Origin of the sequence: Streptomyces sp. NPDC087215 (assembly GCF_044744885.1) — a bacterium.
Lineage (GTDB): Bacteria > Actinomycetota > Actinomycetes > Streptomycetales > Streptomycetaceae > Streptomyces.
In genome coordinates, this window is sequence record NZ_JBIUZD010000031.1 from 1 (window position 1) to 10,284 (window position 10,284).

General features: G+C 72.0%; 8 protein-coding genes. 4 read left to right on the forward strand and 4 right to left on the reverse strand.

The features are described from left to right. Nucleotides 1-248 precede the first annotated feature (248 nt). On the forward strand, nucleotides 249-686 hold the full coding sequence (locus ACIO92_RS33975; RefSeq protein WP_366445804.1) for a helix-turn-helix domain-containing protein: 438 nt from the start codon (nucleotides 249-251) through the stop codon (nucleotides 684-686). A gap of 433 nt (nucleotides 687-1,119) precedes the next feature. On the opposite strand, the gene ACIO92_RS33980 is transcribed toward ACIO92_RS33975, so the two are convergent. The 4 genes from ACIO92_RS33980 to ACIO92_RS33995 all read right to left on the reverse strand — a co-directional run bounded on the left by ACIO92_RS33980 (nucleotide 1,120) and on the right by ACIO92_RS33995 (nucleotide 6,270). Next, complete coding sequence (locus ACIO92_RS33980; protein ID WP_366445803.1) at nucleotides 1,120-1,968, reverse strand: carbohydrate ABC transporter permease; 849 nt, start codon at nucleotides 1,966-1,968, stop codon at nucleotides 1,120-1,122. Continuing rightward, a complete protein-coding gene (locus ACIO92_RS33985; RefSeq protein WP_402284390.1) occupies nucleotides 1,965-3,305 on the reverse strand; it encodes an ABC transporter permease subunit in 1,341 nt (446 codons plus the stop codon). Before ACIO92_RS33985 ends, ACIO92_RS33980 begins: the two co-directional genes overlap by 4 nt. Before the next feature lie 13 nt (nucleotides 3,306-3,318). Next, nucleotides 3,319-4,656: an ABC transporter substrate-binding protein gene (locus ACIO92_RS33990; protein ID WP_402284393.1), complete on the reverse strand. Its 1,338-nt coding sequence runs from the start codon at nucleotides 4,654-4,656 to the stop codon at nucleotides 3,319-3,321. Between the two features lie 345 nt (nucleotides 4,657-5,001). Continuing rightward, nucleotides 5,002-6,270 (reverse strand): ABC transporter substrate-binding protein, encoded by a 1,269-nt coding sequence (locus ACIO92_RS33995; RefSeq protein ID WP_402284395.1) that lies wholly within the window; start codon nucleotides 6,268-6,270, stop codon nucleotides 5,002-5,004. Nucleotides 6,271-6,451: 181 nt separating this feature from the next. On the opposite strand from ACIO92_RS33995, the gene ACIO92_RS34000 reads away from it, so the two are divergent. From ACIO92_RS34000 to ACIO92_RS34010, 3 genes are all read left to right on the forward strand, one after another. After that, nucleotides 6,452-6,958: a PadR family transcriptional regulator gene (locus tag ACIO92_RS34000; RefSeq protein ID WP_351793848.1), complete on the forward strand. Its 507-nt coding sequence runs from the start codon at nucleotides 6,452-6,454 to the stop codon at nucleotides 6,956-6,958. Then, on the forward strand, nucleotides 6,955-7,722 hold the full coding sequence (locus ACIO92_RS34005) for an ABC transporter ATP-binding protein (protein WP_366445799.1): 768 nt from the start codon (nucleotides 6,955-6,957) through the stop codon (nucleotides 7,720-7,722). The genes ACIO92_RS34000 and ACIO92_RS34005 overlap by 4 nt, the downstream gene beginning before the upstream one ends. A 144-nt stretch (nucleotides 7,723-7,866) precedes the next feature. Continuing rightward, entirely contained in the window at nucleotides 7,867-10,188 is a 2,322-nt protein-coding gene (locus ACIO92_RS34010) for an FtsX-like permease family protein (RefSeq protein ID WP_366445798.1), read from the forward strand. The last annotated feature ends 96 nt before the right edge of the window (nucleotides 10,189-10,284 follow it).

The following is a 10,284-nucleotide window of genomic DNA, read 5'->3' on the forward strand; positions in this document are numbered from 1 at the left end:
AGCACGAACAGCACGCCCCACGCGCGCCCGCTCATGCGGTCCGTGCCGCTGCTCGAGGATTGCAGTGTGGACACAGAATTTCTCCTTGCACGCGAGGGAATGAAAAGAGGGGAGGCCGTTCGCGCTGCCGCCGCAGACGCTGGGAGTTCCCCTGGGGACGGGTGAGAACCCGTCAGGGTGGTACGTGGAGAAAGCCCGTAGTGGTTCTCTCTTGTAACCACTCGAATCTTGCGGCAGGGTGGGGAGGCATGGAAGTAGGCACTTTGAAGTCACCGAGTCACTGCACGGGAACCGAGCACGACTACGACGTGCTCCAGTGGGACGCCCGCGAGGGCTGTCAGGTCCGTCAGATCCTCGACCGCGTCGCCGACAAGTGGTCACTCCTGGCCATCGCCCACCTGGAACGCCAGACACTCCGCTTCTCCGAACTGCGCCGCCGGATCGACGGCATCAGCCAGCGGATGCTGACCGTGACGCTGCGCCAGTTGGAGCGGGACGGACTCGTCCGGCGCACGGTCCATCCCACCGTCCCCCCACGGGTGGAATACGCGCTGACCCCGCTCGGCGTGACCCTGCACGCCACGATCCGGGCCCTGGTGGACTGGACGGAGGACCACCAGGAGGAGATCGCCACGGCCAGAGCCACGTACGACACACGAATGGCTTCCCTGGAAGCCGCGGACTGACTCCTGCGGGCCCCGGGGTCCGGGGCCGGGCGCTGCCTCGCCCACCGGACCCCATGTCCGTCCGAACCACCCCTCGGCGGCGGGAACTTCGGGGCTCGCGACCGACGCCCGAGCCGTCCGGCCGGACGGGTGGCTGGGGCGTACGGCGATGGAGGGGGAGGGGCGCGGAGCGGAACTTCGGTGTTCAGCCCACAGCTCTTCCGGCGGTCGAAGGCGGACCACTCCTTCTGGGCGGCACCGACTGCGGCACTGCGCGCGGACGACGGCGCTCCGCGCGATCGGCTGGTCCGCCTCCGGGACGAGGCGGGCATCGGGGAGCCCACCGTCGCCCCGACCGGTGGCCGCGCCGCCGCGCTGCCGCTCCGCAAGGTGACGGAAACTGGCCACGGGCGTCCGGCCGTCGCGTACCGATCAGGGGCGGGCGCGGGCGGCGCTACTTCACGGACCCCGCCATCACCCCCTGCACGAAGTGCTTCTGGAAGGCGAAGAACACCACGAGCGGCACGACGAGCGACAGGAAGGCCCCCGGCGCGAGGACGCCGATGTTGCTGCCGAACTGCCGCATCTGCGACTGGAGGGCCACCGTCAGCGGCTGCGACGAGCTGTCGGCGAAGAGCAGTGCCACCAGCATGTCGTTCCACACCCAGAGGAACTGGAAGATCGCCAGACTGGCGAGCGCGGGTCGGCCCAGGGGCAGCACCAGTCGGAGGAAGATCCGCCACTCGCTGCCGCCGTCCAGGCGCGCCGCCTCCAGCATCTCCTTCGGTATCTCCGCGAAGTAGTTGCGCAGCAGGAAGACGGCGAAGGGCAGCCCGTAGGCGACATGGAAGAGGATGACGCCCGCGACCGTCCCGAACAGGCCGACCGCGCCGAAGAGTTTGGCCACCGGAAGCAGGCCGATCTGCACCGGGACCACCAGGAGGCCGACCACCACGAGGAAGACCGTGTCACGGCCGGGGAAGCGCAGCCAGGCGAAGGCGTAGCCCGCGAGGGCGGCGATGCCGACGACGAGGACGGTCGTGGGCACGGAGATGACGACGGTGTTCCAGAACGCCTGGAGGATCCCCGAATCCTCGAACAGCGCACGGTAGTTGTCGATCGAGAGGCGGGACGGGTCGACCAGCGCGGTCCACCAGCCGTCGGAGGCGTTGTCCCGCTCCGAGCGCAGGGAGGAGAGGAAGAGCCCGGCGAGCGGAGTGATCCACACGAGGGCGACGAGGACCAGGAGCAGCTGGACCAGCGAGCTGCCCAGCCAGCGGGTCCGTCCGGTGCGGGTGCTCATGCTCCGTCCTTCCGGAAGCGCCGGATGTTGAAGACCATCGCCGGTACGACGAGCAGGAGCAGCAGCACGGCGAGGGCGCTGCCGAGGCCCTGATCGTTGCCGCCGCCGAAGGAGACCAGCCACATACGGGTGGCGAGCACGTCGGCCTCCTCCTGAACGGGCCCGGGGGCGATGACGTAGACGAGGTCGAAGACCTTCATGACGTTGATGACCAGGGTCACGAAGACGACGGTCAGGACGGGCGCGAGCAGCGGAACGGTGATCCTGCGGAAGATCTGTCGCTCACTGGCGCCGTCCACGCGGGCCGCTTCCAGGGTGTCGCGGGGGATCGCCGCGAGGCCCGCGCCGATCAGGACCATGGAGAAACCGGTCCACACCCACAGGTAGGCCCCGATGATCGCGGGGGTGACGAGGGACGGGCCGAGCCAGTTCACGCCGTTGTAGGGGGCGGCGAAGTTGGCGGCGGGCAGGCGCAGTGCGTAGCCGCCGTCGCCGGAGCCGAGGCCGTCGAAGCGGAACGATCCGTCGTCGCCCGTGGTCGCGGTGCCGACGACCTCGCCCCCGCGCAGCGCCTCGACGGTCATACCGGGCAGGCCCTTCTCCGCCGGGTCGATCACGCCCTGCCGGCCGCCCGATCCGGGGGTGAAGTCGAGGTAGACGGTGCCGGAGAGGCCGTCGGGCTCCGGCGCGGGTGCGCGCGCGGCCAGCGCCGTCGCCGGTACGGCCCCGGGGGCGACGCCGACCACGGGCAGGAGGACGCCGGTGCCGGGCCGTACGGTCCCCGGTGCCGTGGTGTAGCCGTCCCCGGGGCTGCCGGTCAGTGCCTCGGACGGCCTGGCGCGGGCGGTGGGGTAGGGCGCGGGCTCCTCGAACGCGTCGTGGACGCCCACCACCACGGCGTTGATCACGCCCCGGTCGGGGTCCTGCTCGTAGGAGAGCCGGAAGATGATGCCCGCGGCGAGGAACGACACCGCCATGGGGAGGAAGAGGACCAGTTTGAACGCGGTCGCCCAGCGGATCCGTTCGGTCAGGACCGCGAGGACCAGCCCGATGCCGGTGAGCAGGGCCGGTGCGACCACGACCCAGACGGCACTGTTCCGTACGGCCTTGAGCGTCGCCGGGTCCCGGAACATCTCCACGTAGTTGGCGGCGCCGACGAAGCGGTCACCGCTCGCGTCGAAGAAGCTGCGGCCCACCGAGAACAGGACGGGGTAGACGACCAGCGCCCCGAGGAGCAGCAGCGTGGGCAGCGCGAACAGCGCGCCCAGGAGACGTCTTCTGCGCAGGGCGAGGCGTCTCGGATCGGCCGAGGCGCGCGCCTTCGGAGGAGGCTTCATGACCGGGCCGGCCTCAGTTCCCGTACGCCTTGGCCGCCGCGGCTTCCAGGGCCGCCGCGGTCGCCCCGGGGTTCGACGGGTCGCGCAGGAAGTCCTGGAGGATCTTCCACTCGCCCGCGCCCTTGGTGCCGCCGAACGCGGCGGGCGCCTGGTCGGACATGTCGAAGCGCACCGAGTCGCCCGCGGAGACCAGCGAGGCGGCGGTGGCGCGTGTGGTGTCGTCGGCGTACGCCTCGGGCTTGACGTTCTTGTTGGGGGAGAGGAAGCCGCCCGCCGCCGCCCACACCTCGGCCGCCTCGGGGGTGGCGAGGAACTCGACGAGCCTCATGGCGCCGTCGGCGTTCTCCGCGTCCTTGAGGACGACGGCCGCGTCACCGCCGCTGACCACCGGGGCGGTGCCGGTCCCGACCGCCGGGAAGGGGAAGAACTTGGCGTCCTCGCCGGGCTTCTTGCCGAACTCGTCCTTGGCGACGCCGCCGACGAAGTCGCCCTCGTAGACCATGGCGGCCTTGGGTTCGGGGCCGAAGACCTGCTCGACGGAGCCGGGGAAGTCGGTTCGCAGGGCGAGCTGGGCGCCACCGGCGACGAGCTGCTTGTCCCTGAAGACCTCGGCGAGGGTGGTGAGGGCCGTGACGACGCTCTCGTCGGTCCACTTGAGCTTGTGCTGGGCGAGCCGGTCGTACTTCTCCGGCCCCGCCTGGGACAGATAGACGTTCTCGAACCAGTCCGTGAGGGTCCAGCCGTCCTCACCGGCTATCGCGAAGGCGGGACGGCCGGAGTCCGCGAGCGTCCGGCCCGCCTTGAGGAGTTCGTCCCAGCTCTTCGGCTCGCTCACGCCCGCCTGGGCGACGGCCTCGGGGGCGTACCAGATCGTCGACTTGTGGGCGGCCTTGAAGTAGAGCCCGTAGTAGGCGCCGTCGACCGTTCCGTAGTTCTTCCAGACGGGCGCGAGGCCCGCGGTGGCGGTGGTGGTGGTCTTCTCCGAGAGCGGTGTGAGCCAGCCCGCCTTCGCGAACTGCTGGAGCACGCCGACCTGGGGCACGAGGACGACGTCGGGCGCGTTGCCGCCCTCGATCTTGCTGCCGACGAAGGTGGAGACGTTGTCGCCGGACGGGACGAAGACGGTCTTGGCGCCGGTCCTGGCGCTGAACGCGTCGAGGACCTTCTTGAAGTTCTTCTGCTCGCCGCCGGTCCAGACACCGGCCACGGTGATGGTCTGGCCCTTCAGGGCGCCTCCGCCTCCCGTGGCGGGTCCGTCGCCGCCTCCGCAGGCGGTGGCGGTGAGGGCGAGGGCGAACACGGCGGAGACGGTACCGGCGGTACGGAGGGTCAGGGCGGCGGGTCGTCGCATGGCGGTCCTTCCTTCCTACGGTGGGGCTCGCTCGAACAAGGGGGGGGCAGCGGCGGGACGAGGGTGGGGAGAGCGGCCGGAACGGGCTGCGGGAGCGCTGGGCAGCTCACGCCGGACTGTCCTGAGGTGAGGGCGAGAGCGCCCCGTCGGGAGCCTCGGGCATACATTCATGTTAAGTATGTGTGACGGGATCCTGTCAATGAGGGTGCACAACGGATCTGTCCTTATGGGCAGATGGGCACGCAGGAACGGGAAACGAAGAACCTCCCTACCTAACATGTAGGTAAGGAGGTGAATGATGAAGGAGGTACGGGAGCTGCCCGGGAGGCACCTTGGGCCCGCGCGTCAGCCCCCGCCCGAGATGTCGCCCAGCTCCCGCGTCAGCCGACGTACGGCCTCCTCCGGGCTCTCCCGCAACGCCAGCACGTCCTGCCCCACGGCCTGCACCGCCAGACTCACCTGCCCGTACCGGGGGCTCTTGGGCCTGGGCACCGCGCTGAGCACGCTCTCCCGGAGGATGGTGAGGTACGGATGGGAGGCGACCAGCCCCGGATCGTCGTAGAGCGACGCCAGGACCGGCGGCAGCGCACCCTTCGTCAGCACCTGCCGCTGCACCCGCTCGCTCGTCAGATAGGCGAGGAAGTCCGCCGCCGTCGCGGGATGCCGGGAACGCGCGGACACCGCGAGGTTCGACCCGCCGAGCACGCTCGTACCCGGCCCGTGCGCACCCGGAAGCGGAACGGCCCCGAAGCGCCCGGCGACCTTCGACCCCGGACCGTCGGCGTCGGTGTACACGTACGGCCAGTTCCGCAGGAACAGCAGCCTGCCCTCCACGAACGCCGCCCGCGACTCCTCCTCCTTGTACCGCAGGGCCTCCTGGGGGATCCAGCCCTCCCGCAGCCCGTCCGCGAGGAACGCGAACCCGGCGCGCGCCGCGTCGGAGTCCACCGCGATCCGCGTCCCCTCGTCGCGCAGGACCGTGCCGCCCGCCGACTGGATCGCCTCCGTGAGGTTCACGGTCAGACCCTCGTACGGCAGGAACTGACCGGCGTACCCGTCGAGACCGCTGCGGGGCGCGAGCGTCCGGGCCTGCCGGGCCAGTTCCGACCAGGTCCGGGGCGGCTTCTCGCCCGCCGCCCCCAAGATGTCCGCACGGTAGTAGAGGAGCCCCGCGTTCGTCACGTAGGGGACGGCGTACAGGCGCCCCTCGAAGGTGGCCGTGTCGACGACCGGCCGCAGAAAGGCGTCCAGGGCGAACCGGTCACGGGCCAGCGGAGCGATCAGACCGGCGGCGGCGAACTCCGAGGTCCAGGCGACATCGATGTTCAGGACGTCGAACCGGCCGCCGCCGGACCGCAGTTCGCTGAGCATCTGGGCCCGCGTCTCGTCCGCCGAGTCGGGCAGCTCGACGAGGGTGACCGGCTCGGCCGGGCGCTCCCGGTTCCAGTCGTCGAGCAGCGGCCGGAGATAGTGGGTGAGGTCCCCGGCAGTGACGAACGTCAGCGGCCCCCGCCCCCCGGCCGACGGCCCCCCGGGCGCCGCCGCCCCCGCGTGCCCGGCCAGCACGACCGCCGCGACGAGGACACCCCTCCCCACGGCCCGTATCCACCGCACAGGTTCCTCCCGGACATGGTCCCGGACGTGACGCCGACCATCGTGGCATAGGTCGCGCGCGGGGAATCGGCGATACTGACGGCGCAGGTGACACGGCCGTCACCTGGTCCACCGGGTCTCAGGTCCGGCATCGGGTTTCCGGAACGACACAGAAGCCGGAACGACACAGAAGGGGGAGCGCGTGCGGCAGCAGCTGCTGGCACTCCTCACCCGTGGGCCCGCCCACGGATACGAGCTCAAGCAGGGCCTTGAACAACTGCTGGGCTCCGCATACCCTCAGCCGAACATCGGCCAGGTCTACGTGACGCTCGGGCGGCTGGAGAAGAGCGGCCTGATCGAGGGCGAGGACGTCGAACAGACGGGGCGGCCCAACAAACGGACGTACCGACTGACCGACGCAGGGCGGGAGGCCGTCTCCGCGTGGTTCGACGAGACCACGGAGGAGCCGCGCGTGCGCGACGAGTTCTTCATGAAGCTCGCCCTCGCGCCCCTGTCGGGAATGGCCGACCCGATCGTGCTCATCAACAGACAGCGGCGACAGCACCTGAACACCATGCGCGGCCTCTCCAGGCTCGCCGCCACCGAGGACCGGGAGAACAAGGTCGCTCACCTCCTGATCGAGGGCGCCATGCTGCACCTGCAGGCCGACCTCGACTGGCTGGAGCGCTGTCAGGAGGAGCTGGAATGACCACAGGTCCCGTCCCGCCGTCCGCCAGTCAGGCCATCGTCCACGCCGAGGGCCTGACCAAGACCCATCGCGGCGACAGCGCCCCCGTCCACGCGGTCCGGGGCGTGGACCTGACCGTCATGCCCGGCGAGTTCGTCGCCGTCACCGGCCCCTCGGGAGCGGGCAAGTCGACCCTGCTGCATCTCGTCGGCGGCCTCGAACGGCCCGACAGCGGACGCCTCTGGCTCGGCGGGGAGCGGGTCGACGGCTACACCGAGGCCCGCTGGGCGGTGCTGCGCCGCCGCCGCGTCGGCGTCGTCTTCCAGTTCTTCAACCTGGTCTCCAACCTCACCGTCGCCGACAACATCGAACTCCCCGCCCTGCTGGCCGGAGCCTCCGCCGCGTCCGCCCGGCAGAGCCGCCGGGAACTCCTCGCCGAACTGGGCCTCGAAGGCCGGGAACGGTCCATGCCCGGCGAACTGTCCGGCGGCGAGCAGCAACGCGTCGCCCTGGCCAGGGCCCTCGTCAACCACCCCGCGCTGCTCCTCGCCGACGAACCCGCCGGAAGCCTCGACAGCAAGGGCACCCGTGACGTGGTCAGGCTCCTCTCCCACTGCCACGCGCGCGGCCAGAGCATCCTCATGGTCACCCACGACGCCCGGATGGCCAGCGCCGCCGACCGGGTCATCAGCTTCTTCGACGGACGGATCGCCGACGACGCGACCCTGGACGACGGAGGCGCGCCCCGGACGGGCGTGTCCGGCGTGCTCGAACTCCGCGACTGACGGCCCCGGCGACGGACGGACCGGGCGACGGACGGACCGGCCAAGAGACCGGTGGGGCGGAAGACGGACCGGCCGGGCGACGCCCCGCCAGGAGGCGGCCGGGCCCGGCCACCGAGAGACCGAGCGACCGAAAGGGAGTGCGCCGTGCGCGCCACACTGCGATGGGCCCGCTCCGACCTGCGCGCCCACCGCGTGGAAGCGCTCTTCGCGGTGCTCGCAAGTGCCGGAGTGATCGCCTCCCTGCTGCTCTCCGGGGCACTCCTCAGCTACGCCGTCAACCCCTGGCAGCGGGTCTTCAACCAGTCCCAGGGCGCCCACATCTGGCTCCACGCGCGCGGAGACGCCGACCCCGCCGCCTTTGCCTCGCTCGCCTCCCTCGACGAGGTCGCCGCGATCTCCGGGCCCTTCCGCACGGCCGACGCCACCCTGGTGACACCCGGAGCACGCGCGCGCGTCGTCCTGCGCGCCACCGGGACGCAACCGCCGCGCGTCGCCCGTCCCCTGATCACGTCGGGCCGCTGGCTCGCCGCCGGGACCTCCGACGAGATCGTCCTGGAGAGCGTGCTCGCCCGCGCCCTGTGGGCCGAGCCCGGCGAGACGATCACCCTCCCGGGGCCCGACGGCGGAACCCGTACCCTCCGGGTCGTCGGCGTCGCGGACAGCGCCGAGCCCCGCTACCGGCCCGACCAGCACCCCGGCACCGCCTGGGTCCTCCCCGCCACCCTGGAAGACGCGGCGACCGCCCCCGCCGGACAGCGGATCGGACTGCGCCTGAAGGACCCGGACGACACCGACTACATCGTCCAGCGCTCGGTCACCCTCCTCGGCGCCGACCGGGTCGACCAGGTGACCAAATGGCAGCAGGCCAAGGCCGACATGGGCGGCGACGACCGGCTCCTCGGCCAGATGTTCGCCGCCTTCGGCGTGGCCGCCCTGTTCGCCGCCGCCGTCGCCGCGTCCGGAGCGGTACGGTCCCGGGTACGCGGCCAGCTCCGCGACATCGCCGTACTCAAGGCCGTCGGCTTCACCCCCGGCCAGGTCATCCGGGGCTTCCTCGTCCAGCACCTGGGATTCGCGGTCCTCGGCGCCGCGCTCGCCACCACCGCCACCGTCACCCTGGGACGCCGGATACCCGGCAGGATCGGCGAGGCCGTACGCCTGTGGCCCGAGATGCCCGGACACCGCACGATCCTCGTCGGACTGCCCGCCGCCGCCGTCCTCCTCATCGCCGCCGCCACCGGACTCGCCGCCTGGCGGGCCGGGCGCGTACCGCCCGTCCCCGTGGCCAGGGCCGCGCTCCCCGCCGCCGCGCCCCTCACCGCGTTCGGCCGCCGGGCCCTCGGCCTCCACGTCTCCCCGGCCCTCGTCCTCGGCTGGCGCGCGGCCTTCTCCGGCCGCCGCCAGGCCCTCGCGTCCATCACCCGGCTGGGTCTTCCCGTGGCCCTGATGACGGTCGCCCTCGTCGGCTGGTCGACCCTGGACCAGTTCCGCGACGACCCCGCGCGGATGGGCCGCGCCGCCGCCCTGACCGTACGGGCCGAGCCGTCCGCCCCCGGTGACGGCGCGGACCGGGAGCGCGTCCTGGCGGGTGTCCCCGGGGTCCAGGACGCCTTCCCCGGCGTCGAGTTCGCCGCCCTCGTCCCCGGCCAGACCGGCACCATCACCCTGCGGGGTCTCGGCACCCGGGAACGCCCCTACCCCCACACCCTCGCCGAGGGCCGGGCCCCGACCGGACCCGACGAGGCCGTCGCCGGACAGGGACTCCTCGACCTGCTCGACGTACCCGTGGGGGAGTGGGTCCGCATGACGGTCGAGGGGCGCCCCCAGATCCTGCACATCGTCGGCCGCAGCATCGAACCCGACGACGGCGGCCGGATCGTCTCCACCTCCCTCGACACCCTCAAGGACGGCGCGCCCGCCCTCCGCCCCGCCTTCCACGCCCTCGTCCTGAGGCCCGGCACCGACCCCGGGACGGTCGCCGCCGCCGTCTCCGCGACGACCGGAGACACCACGGAGGTCCGCAGGACCCCCACTCCGGCGGACCGGCTCGACACCCCGCGCGGCATCATCGCGGCCCTCATCGCCGTCCTGGCCTTCATCGCGCTCGTCGAACTGTTCACCCTCATCAGCGCGGGAGTACGGGCCCGGGTCCGGGACCTGCTGGCGATGCGGGCCATCGGTCTCACCCCCCGGCAGATCGGCGGGGTCATCGTGACGGCGGCCGTGCTCACCTCACTCGCCTCCGCCCTCCTGGGCACGGCCGTCGGCGCCGTCGCCGGCCGGTGGCTCGTGGACACGGAGGCCCGCGCCGACGGCATCGGCGCGGGCATCGCCCATCCGCCGTCCCCGCTCCTCCTGACGGTCCTGATCGCCACGGCGGCCGTGACCGGAGCGGTCGCGGCCCTGCCCCCGGCGGTGAGGACCGCGCGCCGCAGACTCGTCGACTCGGCGGGCGAGACGTTCTAGCTGTATTGATCACGGACGTTGTTGACAGTCGTCTGGTCTTGAACATGGCGAAGACCTCCGGTGTGGTGGAGCTGTCTAGGAACACACCCGCCGGAG

Excerpts from the sequence above, each read along its gene's own strand:
- ACIO92_RS33980 (WP_366445803.1), bottom strand. The coding sequence starts at position 1,968 with ATGAGCACCCGCACCGGACGGACCCGCTGGCTGGGCAGCTCGCTGGTC.
- ACIO92_RS33990 (WP_402284393.1), bottom strand. The coding sequence starts at position 4,656 with ATGCGACGACCCGCCGCCCTGACCCTCCGTACCGCCGGTACCGTCTCC.
- ACIO92_RS34005 (WP_366445799.1), top strand. The coding sequence starts at position 6,955 with ATGACCACAGGTCCCGTCCCGCCGTCCGCCAGTCAGGCCATCGTCCAC.
- ACIO92_RS33985 (WP_402284390.1), bottom strand. The coding sequence starts at position 3,305 with ATGAAGCCTCCTCCGAAGGCGCGCGCCTCGGCCGATCCGAGACGCCTC.
- ACIO92_RS33975 (WP_366445804.1), top strand. The coding sequence starts at position 249 with ATGGAAGTAGGCACTTTGAAGTCACCGAGTCACTGCACGGGAACCGAG.